Annotated in this window: 16 protein-coding genes; 12 read left to right on the top strand and 4 right to left on the bottom strand. The window is 32.6% G+C overall.

Annotated features, from left to right (window positions below; all coding sequences use genetic code 11):
• Positions 1–3: 3 nt before the first annotated feature.
• The gene (locus ACFX5E_RS03040) at positions 4–2,124 is read right to left on the bottom strand and encodes a sensor histidine kinase (protein ID WP_379853694.1); all 2,121 of its coding nucleotides are present in this window, start codon (positions 2,122–2,124) and stop codon (positions 4–6) included.
• Positions 2,117–3,208 carry a DNA cytosine methyltransferase gene (locus tag ACFX5E_RS03035; RefSeq protein ID WP_379853693.1) on the bottom strand — a complete coding sequence of 364 codons (1,092 nt, stop codon included), beginning with the start codon at positions 3,206–3,208 and terminating at the stop codon, positions 2,117–2,119. The genes ACFX5E_RS03040 and ACFX5E_RS03035 overlap by 8 nt, the downstream gene beginning before the upstream one ends.
• A 725-nt stretch (positions 3,209–3,933) precedes the next feature.
• Between ACFX5E_RS03035 and ACFX5E_RS03030 the strand changes: the two genes are divergently transcribed.
• Positions 3,934–5,331, top strand: coding sequence for a hypothetical protein (locus ACFX5E_RS03030; protein ID WP_379853692.1), 1,398 nt, complete (start codon positions 3,934–3,936; stop codon positions 5,329–5,331).
• Positions 5,332–5,674: 343 nt separating this feature from the next.
• Here ACFX5E_RS03030 and ACFX5E_RS03025 read toward each other — a convergent pair whose 3' ends face one another.
• On the bottom strand, positions 5,675–7,429 hold the full coding sequence (locus tag ACFX5E_RS03025) for an RNA-binding domain-containing protein (protein ID WP_379853691.1): 1,755 nt from the start codon (positions 7,427–7,429) through the stop codon (positions 5,675–5,677).
• A gap of 766 nt (positions 7,430–8,195) precedes the next feature.
• Between ACFX5E_RS03025 and ACFX5E_RS03020 the strand changes: the two genes are divergently transcribed.
• The gene (locus ACFX5E_RS03020) at positions 8,196–9,041 is read left to right on the top strand and encodes an RteC domain-containing protein (protein WP_379853690.1); all 846 of its coding nucleotides are present in this window, start codon (positions 8,196–8,198) and stop codon (positions 9,039–9,041) included.
• A gap of 109 nt (positions 9,042–9,150) precedes the next feature.
• On the opposite strand, the gene ACFX5E_RS03015 is transcribed toward ACFX5E_RS03020, so the two are convergent.
• A complete protein-coding gene (locus ACFX5E_RS03015; RefSeq protein ID WP_379853689.1) occupies positions 9,151–9,393 on the bottom strand; it encodes a hypothetical protein in 243 nt (80 codons plus the stop codon).
• A 426-nt stretch (positions 9,394–9,819) separates the two neighbouring features.
• Between ACFX5E_RS03015 and ACFX5E_RS03010 the strand changes: the two genes are divergently transcribed.
• The 10 genes from ACFX5E_RS03010 to ACFX5E_RS02965 all read left to right on the top strand — a co-directional run bounded on the left by ACFX5E_RS03010 (position 9,820) and on the right by ACFX5E_RS02965 (position 19,179).
• Complete coding sequence (locus tag ACFX5E_RS03010) at positions 9,820–11,460, top strand: tetratricopeptide repeat protein (RefSeq protein ID WP_379853688.1); 1,641 nt, start codon at positions 9,820–9,822, stop codon at positions 11,458–11,460.
• Between the two features lie 1,006 nt (positions 11,461–12,466).
• Positions 12,467–12,802 (top strand): helix-turn-helix domain-containing protein, encoded by a 336-nt coding sequence (locus ACFX5E_RS03005; protein WP_379853687.1) that lies wholly within the window; start codon positions 12,467–12,469, stop codon positions 12,800–12,802.
• A gap of 141 nt (positions 12,803–12,943) precedes the next feature.
• Positions 12,944–13,945: a transcriptional regulator gene (locus tag ACFX5E_RS03000; protein WP_379853686.1), complete on the top strand. Its 1,002-nt coding sequence runs from the start codon at positions 12,944–12,946 to the stop codon at positions 13,943–13,945.
• On the top strand, positions 13,929–14,588 hold the full coding sequence (locus tag ACFX5E_RS02995; protein ID WP_379853685.1) for an ATPase: 660 nt from the start codon (positions 13,929–13,931) through the stop codon (positions 14,586–14,588). The genes ACFX5E_RS03000 and ACFX5E_RS02995 overlap by 17 nt, the downstream gene beginning before the upstream one ends.
• A gap of 68 nt (positions 14,589–14,656) precedes the next feature.
• Entirely contained in the window at positions 14,657–15,346 is a 690-nt protein-coding gene (locus ACFX5E_RS02990) for a hypothetical protein (protein WP_379853684.1), read from the top strand.
• A gap of 132 nt (positions 15,347–15,478) precedes the next feature.
• Positions 15,479–15,883 (top strand): hypothetical protein, encoded by a 405-nt coding sequence (locus ACFX5E_RS02985; protein WP_379853683.1) that lies wholly within the window; start codon positions 15,479–15,481, stop codon positions 15,881–15,883.
• Between the two features lie 90 nt (positions 15,884–15,973).
• The gene (locus ACFX5E_RS02980) at positions 15,974–16,162 is read left to right on the top strand and encodes a hypothetical protein (protein WP_379853682.1); all 189 of its coding nucleotides are present in this window, start codon (positions 15,974–15,976) and stop codon (positions 16,160–16,162) included.
• Between the two features lie 3 nt (positions 16,163–16,165).
• Positions 16,166–16,438 carry a helix-turn-helix domain-containing protein gene (locus ACFX5E_RS02975; RefSeq protein WP_379853681.1) on the top strand — a complete coding sequence of 91 codons (273 nt, stop codon included), beginning with the start codon at positions 16,166–16,168 and terminating at the stop codon, positions 16,436–16,438.
• Positions 16,439–16,441: 3 nt separating this feature from the next.
• Entirely contained in the window at positions 16,442–17,674 is a 1,233-nt protein-coding gene (locus ACFX5E_RS02970; protein WP_379853680.1) for a DNA cytosine methyltransferase, read from the top strand.
• Positions 17,665–19,179, top strand: coding sequence for an ATP-binding protein (locus ACFX5E_RS02965; protein WP_379853679.1), 1,515 nt, complete (start codon positions 17,665–17,667; stop codon positions 19,177–19,179). Before ACFX5E_RS02970 ends, ACFX5E_RS02965 begins: the two co-directional genes overlap by 10 nt.
• The last annotated feature ends 3 nt before the right edge of the window (positions 19,180–19,182 follow it).

Here is a 19,182-nt window from a genome sequence, read left to right as displayed (position 1 = left end):
TTTTTAATTTTTTTTAAATGGTAGAGTAATTTTAAATGTTGCTCCACAAGCACCAAATTCACTATCAATAACCTCTACATTCCCATGTAAGGCTTCAATTCTAGTTTTTACAATGAAAAGGCCAAGTCCCGCACCACCTTGTTCAGCAGTGGAAGTGTAATAAATCTCAAAAACTTTTTTCCATTTATCTTTTGAAATTCCTAAACCATTGTCAGAAAAATAAATAACAAACTGATTGTCAATTATTTTACCAGTGCATTTAATGATTTTAGAATCGTTTTTTTCCAATGCTTTAATAGAGTTTGAAACGAAATTTTGAAAAATGTCCTCAAAGAATTTTTTATTCGCATTAATTATTAAATCATCTTCAAATTCAATTAAAGCTGTTATTTTTTCAGAGAGAAAAGTTTGTTTGTAAGATCTAAAAAACAAGTCATTTAACATTTTTTTTATGCTAAAATCTTCAAAATCTATATTAGAACCAGCATAACTAAGCATGAAATCAATAACCTTATTAAGTGTTTCCATTTCATCATAAATAAGTAAAGCATATTCTTTAAATACATCATCAAAACGAGCATTCGGAAACTTGTTTTTAAAAAATTCTGCCATTCTTTTAGTTTTTCCTAAAGAAGTTCTAACTGCATGGGAAAGCCTAATAGCATAATCCTGCAAAGACATTAAGCTTAAATAAATATTTTCTTTGCGAACGTATTCCTGTTTAGCTTCCTTTTGTGCAGTAATTCCTCGTTTTAATGAAGTTGAAACTTCAGCTGCTTGTTTTTTTAAAGGCTGTAAAATTTGTTTGAGATCAGGTTTCTCTATCTCAAGTTTATGGATTGCCTGACTAAAACTTTGAACATTTTCTTCGGCTTTCTCTAATGCATTATCTCCATCTTCTTGCCGCCGCAATCTTTCAAAAACTTTTATTTCAGAGAATATATTTAATTGCTCGATTATAAACTTCTTAAGCTCCTTATATTGATTATTTTCTACAAAATCCTGGCGATTAGTTGCATCAATAATTAGGGGATTCTCTTCTTTTGTTATTGATATCAAACCAATAACTTCTCTTGTTGATATTCTATTGAAAATATCCCGCCATAATCTCTTGTCTATACCTAATATATCTCTCTTATTATCAGGATGATCATTATATTCTGCAAATGGAGTTGTAACCAATCCATTTCTATAAATTTTTAAGCCATCGATTCGAGTTTCATCACCTTTAAATGCTTGATTAAAAATTCGTTTCGCTTTGGTATTAAAAAAAAAGAGGTTCATTGAAACTGGTCCGAAGGATTGAATCGGCACTTTTTCAGTATAAATTTTACCATTTAAGGAGTCAAATTTTAATATTTCCTGTTCATTTTTTGCAATATCAAATGAAATTTCGGCTGTGTGGGATGCATATTTGACAATATCAACTTCAACTAGTCGTTTATTGAAATCAGCAAATTCATTTGAATCCACGTATATATTAAACGGAGGGCTCAATGGATAAAAAGGCGATACTATTTTCGTTAGCTCCTTATACAATCTCTCAATATCTGATTTAACCCAAGGTTCATTTAAATTAGTTATGACTAATTCAGTTCCATGTTCTGTGATATTTCCCTCTGAATAAGTATATTCATTTTCAACGTCAGTAAATAATGTTAATTGTTGATTTGTGGCTTTAATTTCATACTCATCCCAGTCGATTTTCACATTTAACCACTCAACTTCATTTTCTTGTTTCGTGATAATTTTAACTTTTTCGCCTAATTTATCAACAGCAAATCGACCAATTCCTTTTTCTCCTACAAATCGTCTATTAAACGGAGCCTCAGAATAGAGTGTTTTCCTTTTACTATTAGTACCAACCACCATCCACTTGTCCCTAATATCCTCAAACGACATTCCGGTTCCATTATCCTTGATTGAAATTATTGAGTTACTATTTTGATTGTTCACATTAGAAAAGCTAACTACCACTTCTGTTGCATTTGCATCATATGCGTTTTTTACTAACTCAAATACAGCAGTTATACGATCAGTAATCAATTCTCTTCCTAGAAGTCGAAAAGTATTAACATCGAATCTCCATTTAAGGGGCTCGTAATTTTTTTTTGAATTATTCAAGACTTTCTATATGATTTTTAATACTTTTCGCTATCGCAATTCCTAACCCTACTGGAACAGCATTCCCTATCTGTCTGGCAATAGTTTGAGTCGGAATTTTTGATGAAGAATCAGTAAATTGATAATTGATTGGAAAACTTTGTAATAGTGCCGCTTCTCGCAGAGTTATAGCTCGGTCTTGTTCTGGATGTCCAAATCTTCCATTACTTAGTCCTGTACAACAGGTAGTCATTGTCGGTGCTACTTCATCCCATTTCATTCGACCATACACACTTCCAAAAGCTTTTCCGCTTTCTTTTTTATGACACTCTAGCCATAGACTTTCGTCCCAATTCCTCCAAAAACCTCCCTCTACCGAAGCTTGAATCCTTTTTTTATTTAGATCAGTCAGTTTACGAGCAATATGAATTGAGTCGCTAGGGTGAGCAATTCCATCTTCAACTGGTGGCAAATGCCCTATCGCATCACGGACTGAGAGATGATGTCCTTTGGGCGTAGTTTTTTCAATTAAATTAATAAATCCATGTTTTGAGCCTAAAAGCACTAGTCTTTTCCTCCTTTGAGGTACACCATAGTCTTGGGCATTTACTATACTATAACTTAATTTATAACCTTTTTTTTCTAATCGCTCTACGAAGTCATTAAATACCTTACCCTCTTTAAATTTTAATAATTGGGGAACATTTTCCATAGAAATAATCTCTGGATCAGTTTGTTCAATTAGATCTGCAAAAGAATATAGTAATTTCCATTTTGAGTCTTCTGAGCTACTATCTTTATATAAGTTTTTATTTTTTTGCAATGAGAAAGGCTGGCATGGAGCGCATCCAACTAATATTTTGCGAGTATTTTTTCTATAGCGTTTAAGTAAATCATCACCTTTGAGTAAAGTAACATCATCTGAATAAAACGAAGCATTGTTATTTTTTTCAAAAGCAAATTTGCAAGTAGAGTCAAAGTCTATACCAGCATCAATTTTGAAATTTTCTTTTACAAAACCATGTGTAAGACCTCCTATACCGCAAAATAGATCTATCAATGAGTAATTATTTATGTTATTTTTCTTTAACTTTTTTTGCGACATGTTTTAATTCTAATTGGAGTACTAATTCTACTTACCCTAAGTGTTGGATAATCCTTCAAAAATATGATATAAAATTATAATATTAAACTAAATTTTTGTTTTTTTACATTAATACTCCCCGCTCCACGAAGTGTTAACCTCTGCGCTATGCAAATGTCTCATGACTTTGCGTTTTTTTATAAATTCTTGAAAACTATAAATTTGAATAAAAGTCTCCCGACTTTTTCTGTGAATATCTTTAGAATGTTCCCTGCTATCGCTAGCATCCCGCTCGTGTACACAATCAAACACATAAAAAATTTCAGTATATTTGCATTATGTCAATAGAAAGCATCATAGCAACAATCGCTTCTTTAGTAGCAATTTATTCGTTTGTAAAAAACGACACCTCGCTATTTTCGCTTTTAAAAAAAACTTTTTTTGACACAAATTTGACTCAATGATTTTTTGTGGGACACAAAGAACCTTTATATAGCAAGCGATTGAGCTAAAAAAGGATTCGAACCTCTGACCCTCTTTCTTGAAAAGAAACTTGATATTTTATAGAAAAACAGAATTTAGATTATACTTTTTTTATTGAAAAATTAATGACCATTAACTACTTCCAATTTAAAAAGTATTAAATCTTCTAATAGTCTTTTTTAACCCAAACATGCTTACTCCACATTAATAAATTTAAACTTCTTAATATCTATTTGTAAATTGGCGAAAAAACTCGACCGACAATGAAACAATCAAATAATAAAAATTTTGCAACAGAGTTGAAAATAATTGAGCAGCTAGAAAATTTCAAACGGCATAAAGTAACTTTAGAAGATGGTTCTGGGGAAGCATATCTCACGAAGTCAAATACAGACTATCATCTTTCCTTTGACGGTATTTTCCCATATAGCACGGACAAAAAAATTAAAATTCTGATTGATGGAGAACCTTTCACGCTTAAATCAAATGATTTTCAAAAACCTCTGCATTCTAGATTAGCTGAAATTCCAGCTCAACATACTTTTGATATAGATGGAGTATATAAAGGGGACTTAAATAATTCATCATTCTTCAGAATGTTTTTTTTTGATGACTCAAAAAGAACAGATATCTTCCATTCAAAGCTTGAAACGGCAAAGCATGACGGTATTATTCCTTGGGCTTTTGGCTGTGTAAGATTAACAGTTATGCAAAAATGGTATGACATTACCCAACATCGTAACGGAGAGAATAGTTACTTTATTATCGAAAACCTGGATGCTGTAACATTAGAAGAATTCCAGGAGGATTCTTATGCTATTCAAAAAGGAATCGGTTTTTTAATTGGCTATATGCCCGGTGGTGAAAATTACATATTCTCTGGAGAAAACTTTATATACCAGCGTCTGGCAAGAAATTCCCTAAAATCAATTTTCCACCCGGTTACATCAAATCCATATTCAAAACTATTTAAGGAAAAAGAAAAGGAAATAGCAGATAACTATTATGGTAAACTGAAAGTGATTCCAGCTTCGGTAATTTCAGAATTGATTAACCAACTCCGTCAAAACATGGATTTTTCAGTAGCCATTATTTTCCTGATGGAAGTGGCAAGCTTAAAATCTATAGTTTCAATGCCTGGTGTTTTTTCTGTTATTTTGGAATCCTTTGCTAATATTATAATCATAAAGCAAAATAAACAAGAAAAGTTAATCAATGATAAAGATCTCGTTGGAAAAATAAGTTGTGAGATGAATACAATTATAGATAAACATGCTCCAAAGATAAATCCCGTAGCTGAAATAAAAATCAGACGAAGAATAAATGAAATTAACAAACCTGTAAATCTTAATCGATTATCTAATGCTGAAAAGTTAAGAGCGCCTTTTGATCAGTTAAAAATAAAGCTCACCGCAGAAGAAGAAAAAGCAATTGATTACCGTAATTATCTTCTACATGGAAACATTTTGATGAACAATGAAATAAAAAGAACTAGTGAAGAAATAGATAACCATATGTTACATGTAAGTGCTAAGTTATATACCTTGATAAGCAAACTTATTTTAAAAAGCTGCGGCTATGATGGCTATGTCATAAATCACTCTAAATTCTATGAGAAAAATTCAATAAAATCCAAAGAAGATTATTTTGAGTATATTTAAAAAATAGATATACAATACCACCCGCACCTGCGAAATAATCAATACCATCTATACAATTACTCTTTGCAAAAGTTGTTAAAAGGTTTATAAAAGTTATTGTTTTTACAAACAAGATTGCAAATGACATTTACATTAAGTAGTTGATAAACAAAGCATTTACTATTTATAATATTATTAAAAAAGTTGATTTTTCTGCAAAGATTTACAAAGAAAATGTATTTCAATAACCCAAAAACCTATCGATATTCTTTATAAAAAGTTCGCAAAGTTTACAAAACTGCAAAGAAACCTGCAAAGAAAACCATCGCTAATCCCTTGTTTTTCAACTCATTTTTCTTTGCAATCATTTTTTAATTTTATAGGTTCTTTGATTATGTTTTATCTCTCTTGCAATTTCCACGAAATCTTTTTCTATCATTTCGGCAAAAAGTCTTGATACGTAGGACACGTCTGAATCAGCAAGATTAAGTAACTTTCTGGCAGCTTCATTGTCTATTTCATCTGCACTGTCAAGGTATCTGATAATTGCTTCAATCTGCCTGGCTTTTTCTTGCTTCTTTAATTTGGAATAGCTGATTTTATCTTCTGTAGATGCTAATTTGTTTTTATGGATAATATATTTAACTCCTGAAGTTTTTCCGGTTGTTTCTATAAATTCTATTTCTTGCAATTCTTTTAATATTCTTCGTAATTGGTATTGGTTGACAAACGGGTTAGCTTCCAGTTGTTGAAAAGTTTGTTTCTTTTCGGTATAAATACAATTGATAACCAATAGTTTTTCTAGATCAATATCAGTACCCGTAATTTGCTTGAATTCGTGACTCAATTCTGCTAATTTTTCAGAATAGACATCGGCATCCACTCTAAAAATAATAGAATGCTCATTTTGTATTGATTTGGGTAAGTTTTTTCCTTTAGACAATAAGGCTGTAAATATTTTATCAAAACCAGTACCTGCTTTTTCAGCATAACTTACTTCCCTCATCACATCCATAATATTAGGATTACGAGGGTTTGTTTTACGAAGAAAGTTCGTTTCATCTATACCTTGTGGAAAATGCCCCGGTCTTTCAAATTCTATATAATTAGGAAACTTTCTAATTTCTATAATTTGTTGTCGGCTGTAATCACGATGTACAATAGCATTAATAAGCATTTCACGTAGTACAATTTCTGGATAATCCTCTATATAATCCCGAAACAAACCAAAATGAAATTCTTTGACTTTGATTTCAGATTTTAATTGACTGAAACAAGCATCTGCAATTTCAATCAAATTGCCAGAATATTCAAATGGTTTATAACTCCCATCTTCATAGTAACGAATATATTTAATTTGGCTATAAGGCATTTCTTTTAAGGCTTTTTGATTACCAATGAATAAAACACCTGTGGTTGTGGGTAATTGAACACCATTTTCTTCCTTAACGAGTCCTAATGTTTCTGTAAATTCATATGATGTATTCTTGAGATAAGGACTTTTAGGTTTTTCGCTTTGAATTCGATTGTAAAGTAATCGGGTTCTTGAAAGGTCTTGCCATCCCGGAATAGGATTTCTTTGTTTATCCTGTTCAATAGATTGAAAAGGAAAATCCCAAGTTTTTTGATCATAAACAATTAGTCCCTTTTCTGATTGAATGGTAGCAATTTCATAAGGTTCAATGGCCCTATTACCGTCATTACTCCTAATTAAATATTCTCCTTTAGAGGTTCTGTGCATTTGTGGCGAAAAAGGAATTTCGAGAACAAGCACTTCACTATTATTTATTTTAAGTTTGTGGGGATGTAAAGTAATTGAAGGAAAAGTTCTATCTTGAACTTGTCTGATTAATTCAAATATTTTAGCATCTGTAGCCAAAAAATTAGGGTTTATTTCTTTGGTATCATCAACGATACCTACAAACAAAAAGCCTCCTTTCTTGTTAGAAAAAGCAACAACATCTTTAGCTAATTCCTCATATTTAGGCGCAAAATTTTTAATTGATTTACCAAAAATAACTTTATCCTCAAGTTGTTCTTTAAAATCAAGAATATCACATTCACCTTGTGCAAGAAGATTGTAAAACCACTGAATACTATGTTTAGTATATTTATGCATAATTTAAAAAAGTATTGAAAAATTTTACATTTTACATGGTAAAACCATGTTTTCTATATATGTTTTAGAATATCTACAAAACGTCTTTTTTGAATTAATTCTTGTAGATATTTATCCTTTCTAGTAAATATATTTTATTGTCTATCATAATTAAGTTTTGGCAAAAACAAGCCTATTTTGCCTAAATTAAATTTATCATTTCTATTAGTTTATTATTCTCGAGGCATAACGTTTCATCCATTCAATACTAATCACTTACTTTTCAAAAGTATTCAAAAATATATCCTCAAGTTATCCTTGCTATGCCCCAGTTCTTCGAGGTCTTCCGTCCTCGAACTATTGCCGATAACACGTAATGATTCGGAATTACATTCCATGATAGTCAATAAGAAAAATCACCATCTTTCACAAAAATAAGAGTAATTGAATCAAAACAAGTTTATTTTTAATCAAAATATTCAGAATTACACATTAAACTATTAGACTCCACTATTTTTAATAGTGTTTTCAAATCAAAATCAAAATAAACAATAATTATCACTACTAATCACCACATTTTTGCGATCATTAAAACTATCTTCCACAGCTTAATTACAAAAACAATCTACTTAGAAAGTAAAAATTTTAACCACTATGCAATTCGGGAATTTCACTATTCAATTCGGGAATCGAACACCACACCATTTGCAACGCAACCAACCATCAAATAGATTTGCCTCCTGATTCAATTACTGAATCAGTCAAATGTAAATCTAAAACAGCCCTAATGAAATTGTTTGCTGAATCCTTGATGTCCGAGTTAGAACATCAGTTAAAATTGATCCATCTGGAAACAGAAAATCAGGTACAGTTGGCCGAGCAGGCAATTAAGACCAGTATTGTTGTCTTAGAGAAACTAAAAACCTTTTTCATAAAATATAAAAGGCTAAACAAAACAGAGGAAATAGAATTCTTCCGGGACATCAAGCCTAAGTTTGCTGCCAAACTGATATACTATAACGAAATTTACATTATTGAAACCAACAAGCCAATCGGGTCCCAAAAAACAATGGGTAAATATTATAAAGCAGAACTCAATAAATTAAAAGTCTTTTTCAAGAAGAACCAGGAGTTTTACCGCTACTATCGCACCGGCAACAACTGCCTTGATAATAAATATTTTATAAGGGCTAAATATGATCTTAGGCTAATGGTGGACAGTTATTATTTTCAGTCAGATCATCGTTTCGCAACCTCGCATGACTATAAAGTGGCTCGCATACTAGCCAACAATGAGATAAAAAAATTTCTGGAAGAGCAAATTGAAAAATTAGGCAGAAAGACAATAACAATACAACCGCCTTTCCCACTCCTTAAAGGCCCAAAATGGACGGGATCCAAAGTAGAACTTATTGAATTGATTTATGCACTCCATACAGAAGGTGTTTTTAATAATGGAACCTCAGGACTAAAAGAAGTCACAACCTTTTTGGAGACAGCCTTTAATATTGATTTGGGACAATTCAACAGAGTTTTTCTGGAAATCCGAAACAGAAAATCTGAAAGGACAAAATTTCTGAATACACTCAAAAGCAAACTCATTATCCGCATGGATGAAGCAGATGAAAACTAAAAGACTGCTCAATGAGCAGCCTTTAAGTTTTGATTGCAAAAAACTCATACTGCAATAATAATAATAATAATAATAATAATTACCTTAGCAATGTATATGATTCTGATGTTTAGTGCGTACTTCCACTACTATCAATAATATGGCCAACAAGTATTTTCCAGTCAGGATCAATAGCCATTAGTGATTCCGTTGTACCTGTATTAGCCGATAAACTTTTAATAGCGAGCACTGTATCTCCTTTTTTGGGAGTATAATAATGAATTTCGTTCTTTGCATCTGCCTTGCCTATAGTATCGCCCGATACAACAGGTGTATCGGTGGTACAGGAATCAAGTGTAAATAGAACGGTCAAACAAATTAATGTACTAAAACCTAAATAGAATTTTTTCATCTTTGATAATGTTTTAAATGTTACTGATTACTTTTTAATCAGTTCATTTCTCCCGGGATAATCTGAACAATTTTGATGGTGGTTTTGCTCATAACAAAACCGTTTGAATTCAGGGCAAAACTAATGGGACCTTTCCCCACCCGCAAGCCAACAACTGTTCAATTCGGGAATTTACAATATGCAATTCCCGAATTGAACACAGTAAATTTTTCCAATAAACAGTGACTATCCAGAGAGTTACACTCGATAAAATGATATAATCCTTTATTAAGGTAATTCTTGCATCAATTAAGTTATTTTAGTTACATTTAGTGCATAGGAATAGAATACCGTAGTACACTAATCCTGAATTTTCTAATCAGTAAGCCTCCCCAATCTCTTAGGAATATGACAAAAAAATACTTACTTATAATATGGCTATGCCTGTATAATAACGCATCTGCACAACAAAATAATTTTATTATTCCGGACAGCCTTTCAGCTAAAGACTATGAATATTTTAGCAAAAACATACTATATACGGAAAAGGACAGCATTAAAGAACGGCTGTATGCTCAGTCATGGTTAGCTAAAGCAAAAAGGGAGAAAAACTTCGGTCAAATGGCGTTGGCTTATAAAGTTTTCATCTACAAAAACGATAAAAAGTTACGGCTTAAATATGCCGATAGTATGGTGACAGCAGCTAAACGAACAGCCGACATCGAATTAATCGGAGCAGTTTACATGACTAGAGGAGCAGTGTATTATGACCGTAAAGAGCAAATGAAAGCACTCGATAACTACCTGATAGCAGATGAATACATTTCGAAGACAACCAACCAATATCAAATTTACAAAATAAGATATGGCATTGCTCAGATCAAATATTACCTTGGGTTTTACGATGAGGCAATAGCATTGTTCAAAGAATGTTTGGGTTACTTCAAGGAAGAAAATAGCCGCGCCTATCTGAATTCACTTCATTCTTTAGGGCTTTGTTACAACCGTACAGGTAAATATGAATTATGTAGCCAGATGAACCAGACGGGGCTGAGTGCGGGTCAGCGCTTTAAAAACGTAGAAATGCAGTCCTACTTCATCCATTCCGAAGGCGTAAACCAATATTTCAAACACAATTATCCCGACGCAATAAAGAAATTGACAAAGGCACTGCCTCTTATGAAAGTGAATAAAGACTTAACAAACGAAACGACGGCCTATTTTTACATCGGTAAAAGCTACTGGGCCCTAAAATTGAAGGAAAAGGCGTTACCCTACTTAAAAAAGATAGATGAAGCGTTCCAAAAACAAAAGTACATACGCCCTGATTTACGGGAAGCCTATGAAATATTAATTGATTATTATAAACAACAAAACAATAAGGAATTAGAGTTATACTACTTCAGCACCCTCTTAAAAGTAGATCAGGTGCTGCTCAAGGATTACAAATACCTTTCAGGGAAAATACACAAAGAATACGACACAAAAAAATTAGTTCAAACGCAAAGAAATATTAAACAATACTGGATCATTATAATTACCATAATGACAGTAATCATAGCGGTATTGGTGCACAGACACTATAAAAATAAAAGATTATTTGAAGAATTGATGAATCGCAAAATCGAAACGACCCAATCATTCGTTTCAAACAATACCAATAAAGAAACCGAACTAGATATCAATCCTGAATTGGTTACTGCAGTTCTAAAAAATCTGGAAAAATTTGAACGCAATAAAAAATACCTAGAAAAAGACATGACTTTGGCAAGAATGGCTTCATTATTAAACACCAATATGAAATATGCTTCTAAAATTATTGCACGATATCGAAATAAAGGAACTGTTGACTACATCAGCCATTTAAAGATTGACCATATTATAGAATTACTTAAAAACGAAAACAAATACCGCAATTACACCAACAAGGCATTAGGTGAAGAATCCGGCTTCGGTTCAACCCAAAACTTTACACGAGCGTTCAAAAATCAAACAGGCCTCTCTCCCACCTACTTCATCAGTAAATTAAGAAGTCATCAACATTCATAAATAATAACAAGATATCTAAAATCGACTGCGCAAGACATAAGAAAAAGAATCTCTTAATAAACAAAAACAGCACTAAAGCAATAAACGTTCAATGCAACCTCCTCTCCCGCCCTTAAATAAAAAGCATAAGAAAACAATGAAGAAGTAAAGTGGCAGTAGTCCGCGAGTTGAGGACGAAGGACGAACGGCTCGGGCTGCGGAACGGAACTTCGAGGTAATTTTCAAGCTTTTGATTTTCAGGCTTGATTTTTTTGTTACTTTTTTCATCAAGGAAAAAAGTAAAGAATCTGTAAAAAAACAAAAAACGTGTAACGATACTCCACGCGTAAAATTGAAGAATTTATAAATACCAAAAAACGCAATAATACCTCCTCACACCCCCCCTTAAATAAAAAGCATAGAAAACAACGATAAAGTGAAGTGGCAGCAGTCCGCGAGTTGAGGACGAAGGACGAACGGCTCGGGCTGTGGAATGGAACTTTGAGGTAGTTTTCAAGCTTTTAATTTTCAGGCTTGATTTTTTGTTTCTTTTGAAATCATAGATTCACGAACTCCAATAAATCATTAACTCGTGAGTAATCAGGACAAAAGAAAAAGATCATCTTCAAGATATAAAATAGTACATACAACAGCAAACCCTCTTATAAACCCTCTTCGAATCGCCCTTATAATTTTATGCCAAAAAATCACGGTAAGAATTTAAGCGCTGGCCGCAGGGAGTGACCCCCGAGTCGAGTGTGAAACACGAGCGTCTGGGGTCACGATAGGGAAATTTGTCCGATGATTTTTGGTGTAAAAATATTCAGGCTTGATCTTTTGTTTCTTTTGCATCAAGGCAAAAGAAAAAATATTATAAAACCCAATAGTTATGCTAATATAAATAAGTCAATAACCACAACCACTTCATAATAAAAACAATTTTTTCTCTCACAACTTGTGAACCACTTGTGATATAAAACAAATCAAAACCAACACTTTTGCGCCATAACAACCTAAAACATACGTTATGGCACTTGAAAACAACAGCTCCGCGACCTCCACTAAAAACAGAATGTATCGCGAGCAATTAATTACAATGGAAGACTTAAACGAATTCCGAATTCTTCTCCTTAATGATTTACTGGCAATCATTAAATCCAAACCACTACAGCAGAAACAATGGCTCAAATCCAATGAAGTCCGAAAATTGCTCAACATTTCTCCGGGTACATTACAAAACCTCCGCATTAACGGAACATTGACATATACCAAAATTGGAGGTATTATGTATTACGACCAAACTGATATTGAAAAACTTTTAAACGGAAACAAAGTGAACGTCCTTCCTGCACTTTTCAAGTAAAGTCATTACGGGAGCGAAGCAATCTATTTTCTTTTCACTTTTTACTACTCACCGCACTGTCATCCTGAGCTCGTCGAAGGACACTTTTCACCACTCACCGTCATCTCGAGCGAAGTCGAGAGACACAATTCATCGAATAAAATGAACTATATCAAACACCTCACCGGATTTTTCAACAAAATCAATTATGAAACTAACCTCCATCCAACACACATTTCGCTTTATTTGGCGCTCTTCCAATGTTGGAATGTGAATCGGTTCAAGAATCCAACAGGCATTTCTCGGGAAGAAATAATGAAAGCCAGCAAGATCAATTCAAAAGCAACTTATCATAAGTGCATGAAAGAGTTAGAGCTGTTGGGTTTTATGCAATACAATCCAACATTCAATCCCCACTCCTGCTCCAACATCGTAATGATCAATTTTTCTGAACAAGAAAAAACAATTTCAAAAATACCACAGCCAACACGTTCAAAAAATGAACCTGTTTACAATTTGAACGAATCAAAAAGTGAACAAGTCATTGAACAGGTAAATGAACAGCTCTATATATATAATAAAAAACAAACAGTTAAAAACAATTTAAACAATACAAAAATAGATATAGAAAAAATTTCAAGAAAAGAACCTGTTCAAAATTTGTATCCTCTAGTAAATCCAGAGGGGAAAAAAGAAATGCTGGAAGCATTGGCCAATGACAATCGGCAATTACTTCGAGCATTCGCCGACACCGATAAAAAACAAACTGAAAGCGGTCGGCAAAAAAGTTCCGCAACAAAAGAAAAACCAGTTGAACTCGATTTATTTTTTGAAACCACCACTAAAAATCAAACTGAAAACAGTTTGCACAAATTTGTCACTTCGAGCGAAGTCGAGAAGCCATCACTCGAAATGATACTGGAATACTTCTCTTTCAAGGAAAGTTCCCAAATAGAAGCCAATAAATTTTTCAATTACTACTCCAGCATAGGTTGGCTCATAGGCGGAAAAACAAAAATGAAAGATTGGAAAGCAGCAGCAAGAAACTGGATGCTCAACACAGTCAAGTTTGCTGCAAACAACCAAAAATCCGATTACAACTCTCAACCAAAACCGATGCACCTGCACACGGCAACTAAAAAAAACTATGACGAACCATTGTAATTCAGTCCGTGAAACCTACGTGGTCCAAAAAGGTTTCAAAGTGTATAATTTCCAAAAATGCTTGGAATACCTCGAAAACCAAGGAAAAGCAACCTACAGTAATTCATTTAATATCAGCGAAATGGATCATCCAACTATTTACAAATTGTTGATTTATATGATAAAAGATGAGAAAGCTGCCATAAACCAAAATATAGACTTATCAAAAGGCATTTTAGTATCAGGTTCAATTGGTTGCGGAAAAACATCCCTAATGAACTTAGTACGCCCTTTCGCTTATCATGCATTCGAATACAAAATCAAAACATGCAGGGAAGTTTCGTTTGAATTTGCCAAAAATGGTTTTGAGGCTATCAACTGCTACACATTAAAGCAAGCTAACCAATCGAAACTAACCGGTTATTGCTTTGACGATTTGGGTGCCGAACAGCAAATAAAGCACTTCGGAAATGATTGCAACGTCATGGCTGAAGTACTTATAAGCCGATACGAACAGTTTGTCGAAAACAAATCCGTCACACACATCACCACCAACCTTTCCGCATCCGAAATCGAAAACAGCTACGGCAACCGGCTGCGCTCAAGAATGCGACAAATGTTCAATTTGATAACATTTGATAGTAGAACGACAGACAAACGCTAACACTCCCCTCCTTCGGAGGGGTGCCTGAAGGGCGGGGTGGCAAATACTAATTCTTAAATCCAAAACATATGAAAAAAATCAACACCTTCTGGAACTGGTTCCAAGACAACAATCAAACCATCAAAAACCTGATCAACGAAACCCCTAAAAACCAAAAACACATCAGCTTTTGGATCAACAAAAACCTCAGCTACTATTGCAAGGAAATTGACTTTATGATTGTCTTCCCAAATAATAATAATAATAATAATAATAATAATAATAAATCCGAGCTAATCTTAACTGCCAATGGCAATCCGGAATATTTTAACCACGTAATTAATTTAGTCGACAATGCACCGGAATTAAAAAACTGGAAATTCACCGCTTTTATCCAACCAACCGAAAGAATCGACGAAATCATGAAAGGTCTTGACGAACCATACATCTTCCATGAGATTACATTAAAAGCCAGCGAACTCACTTTTCTACCTATTGAGTATCATGAAATTTCGCATAAGTTCGACCTTGTAGTTTTTTTAAAAAGTTACAATTTGTATTGTGACACAAAGACCTTACAACAAGCGATTTTCGTCATCATGCAAGACATTGTGAGGGAAAAATCCCTGTACCAAAACATCAATTTTGTACAACTGGCACAAGTACCCGAAAACAAGGAGGGATTGATTCACTTGTGCGATTTTCAATTGTTTCTAGACAATCTAAACCGTGCGGAATTAAATAATTATTTTCTCAAAATGTGGAAAACCGTAAAATGAACTAAAAAACAAAGTCTATTTTCGTCAATAAAAATTATTTAAAATTTGTTCAATATATTGCACTAAATAACATTGTATTAATTATATTTGTTATATGCTTAATAAGCAAGTATAAATTATAGAGGATTAATTATGAAGTCAATTAAAAAAGGAAATATTGTTAAATTCCATACACCGTTACCAGAAGAAAATCCAAATCAGTTGTATGTTGTTTTGGAAGTGATTGCAGATGACGAAAGACCTAGAGCGGACATTCAAGCTCTGAATACTGGACTATCTTTTCCTACAATCAATACTGTGCGCCTTGGTGATTTAGAAGAGGTAGAAGTCGATAACAATGATTTAATTGGCCATAAAGTAACAATCAATAAACCCGACTATTCGCAAGTGGAAGGAAGAGTAATCAAAGTGAGTGAACAAAAAATAGAAGTTAATCTTTCTAATGGAGTTAATGGAGTAGAAACAAATGTTTGGCTTACGGTTGTTGATGATAACGAAGTGGAACATTTAGGAACCTTATTTGTCAATCCAGAGTAAATAATTTAATGCTTAATTAAATAAACAGTAATTATCATGAATACATTCATAAATGAAGAGGAAAAACTAAAGCATCCATACTATAAACTAATGGAACTTAGAGGTGACGAGTTAGAAGGTGAGTTAAATACTTGGTCCAGATTGGATTTAATAGCATGGCTTTGTTGGAATGACCGAAATGGAGTATATAAAGATGAACAGTCTTTACAGGAATTTGATAACATTTTGAGTAAGGAAGAAGCTATTGAAATTATTACGAGACAAATTACACAAGCATAATAAATGAGTAATACAAAATCTCAAATTACAGATGTTACAATGGAGAATTATCTTCATGATTGTCGTTTGAAAATGGGTGAAACCATTCGTGAAATAAGAGAAAAAAGAGGGTACAGTCAAGATGAATTAGCAGCTATTATGGAGGTCAATCGTTCAACAATTTCTAAAATTGAAAACGGAAAATTTAGTTTTAGTATCGATTACCTTTCTAGGTTTTCATGGTTTTTAGATTTCGATCTTTCAGTAGTTGATAATAAAGAAATAAAATTAAAATAAATAATGGCATTAAATTATATAGATTTATTTGCGGGTGCAGGTGGATTGTCAGAAGGATTTAAAAGAGCTGGATTTAATCCAATAGCTCATGTTGAAATGAACAGTCACGCTTGTAATACCATAAAAACAAGAATGGCATACTATCATTTAAAAGATAATGATCAAGAAGATATTTATTTTGATTATTTAAAACAAAACATTGACCAAAAACAGTTTTGGGAAAGTGTTCCAAATGAAGTTTTAAATACTGTTATCAATACTGAGATTTCCGATGATACTATCAAAGAAATTTTCAATAAAATTGATAACCACAAGGATAGTGAAAATGTTGATTTAATAATTGGTGGCCCTCCTTGTCAAGCATATTCTATTGTTGGAAGAGCAAGAGATCCAAAAGGTATGGCTGATGATCCAAGAAATCATTTATACCTCCATTATGTTAAGTTTCTTAAAAAATACAAACCAAAAATGTTTGTATTTGAAAATGTACCTGGAATTTTGTCAGCGAAGAATGGAGAATTCTTGGAGAAAATAAAAGAAGCTATTGATGGCGCAGGGTACATAGTAGAACATAAAACATTAACTTCAAAAGATTTTGGTGTACTTCAAAATCGTAGAAGAGTAATTCTGATTGGCTGGAAAAAAAATAAAAAATTAAAATATCCCACATTTGACAAATTTCCAATGCAGGGAGAAATCATGAAAGATTTATTTTATGATTTACCAAAATTGAAGCCAGGAGAAGAAAAAGCACCAGCTATTTATACAAAATTGATTAATAAATACTTAAAACTATCTAAAATCAGGAACGGTATAGATTTTACTACACAACATGTAGCTAGAAATCACAATGATAGAGATTTAGAAATTTACAGAACTGCGATTGATTTATGGGTAAATAAAGGAAGAAGATTAAATTATGCAGATTTACCTTCAGACTTAAAAACACACAAAAACGAAACCGCTTTTCTAAACAGATTCCAAGTTGTTGATCCAAAAGGAGTTTGTCATACTGTTGTGGCTCATATATGTGCTGATGGACATTATTATATTTATCCGGATTTAAAACAAGTACGTTCAATTTCAGTTCGTGAAGCAGCTAGAATTCAATCATTTCCCGATGATTTCTTTTTTGAAGGTGGTAGAACAGCCGCGTTTAAACAAATAGGCAATGCTGTACCACCATTAATGGCCGAAGGAATCGCAAATAAAATAAAGGAAATGATATGCCTTTAAATAAGAAAAGCTATGAATTAGCGAATCCAAATCCTGAATTTTTGATAAAATCCATTGCGGAACAAGGTTATAGCCTTGAAACTGCTTTGGCAGATTTGATGGATAACTCAATAACTGCAAATGCTACAAAAATTGAAGTTTTAACAAAAATTGACGATGAACCATTTACTCTTTTTATTAGTGATAATGGTGATGGTATGGATGAGGTTTCTTTAAAAAATAATATGCAGTTTCCTAGTAAATCACCTGAACAAGAAAGAGATTTTGGGGATTTGGGCAGATTTGGTTTAGGATTAAAAACAGCATCTTTTTCTCAAACAAGATGTTTTACAGTATTGTCTAGAAAAAAAGGTAGTACCAAATATTATGGCTTAACTTGGGATGTTAATTATTTAAAAGAAATTGGAGAATGGCGAATTATCATTAATTCAGAAGAAGAAATTGAGGAAACAATCAAATTATATAATTCCATTTCAGAAAACCATTTGAATAAATTTGAAGATTTCAATCCAAACACAATAGTCATATGGAAAGGATTATACAAATTTGAAAACTATATAAACATTTCTAATAAACAAGATGCTTTAAAAAACGAAATTACAAGTAACACCAGTGAATATTTATCCATTGTTTTTCATCGTTTCATGGAGAGAAAATTTAATCCCTTAAATATAAGGATTAATAATGAAATTGTTAGGGCATTTAATCCATTTCCAACTGGAAATGAACTACGTGCGATTGAACCACTTCACAGAGATTTTGGAAACGACCATATTAAAATACAAGGATTCGTACTACCAAATTCAAGTATAAAAGAAACAAACGAATCTGTTAATATCTGGACTCCTATTAATAGAAGCTTAATGGATATGGAAGGTATTTATATATACCGCGCTGATCGTTTAATCCTATTTGGTGGATGGAATGGTATAATTAGAAAAATGCCTAGATTACAATTAGCTAGACTAAAAGTAGATATTGGGAATAAAGTAGATCATCTTTTTCATCTAAATGTAGCTAAATCTCAAATTAATATACCCTACGATTTGAAACAAGCTTTTTACCGTGCAATTATTACCCTTAAAGATGAGGCTCAAAAAGAGTATTTCAATCATGGTATTAAATCATTTCCTGCAAAACCTAAAGAAGAAAATAGCCAATTATTTTATAAAATAGCGACTAACAAAGGAGTCCTTTTGGCTGTAAACAATGAATTTCCATTGTTAAAGAGTTTAAAAAGTTCACTTAAAAAAGAGCAACAAGCCGAGTTAAATTTTATACTTAAAATTTCAAGTTCGCTCATAAATACGATCAGACAAGTTGAAAATGTTGAATTGTCAGGAGATACTGTAAAAGATGGAATTTCTAATGATGAAATTTTAAAGTCAATTTCAAAATTAATTTCATTAGGGTTTTCCAAAGAACAAATTAAAAAAGACTTTATTCCTAACCTTGGAATAAAAGTAAATAATCTACCTAAAGAATTAGCTAAAATTTTAAGTTAAACA

The organism is Flavobacterium xylosi, from assembly GCF_042787345.1.
Classification (GTDB): Bacteria; Bacteroidota; Bacteroidia; order Flavobacteriales; family Flavobacteriaceae; genus Flavobacterium; species Flavobacterium xylosi.
The sequence above is the reverse complement of the archived record's forward strand: the minus strand, read 5'-3'. Positions and strand labels throughout refer to the sequence as shown.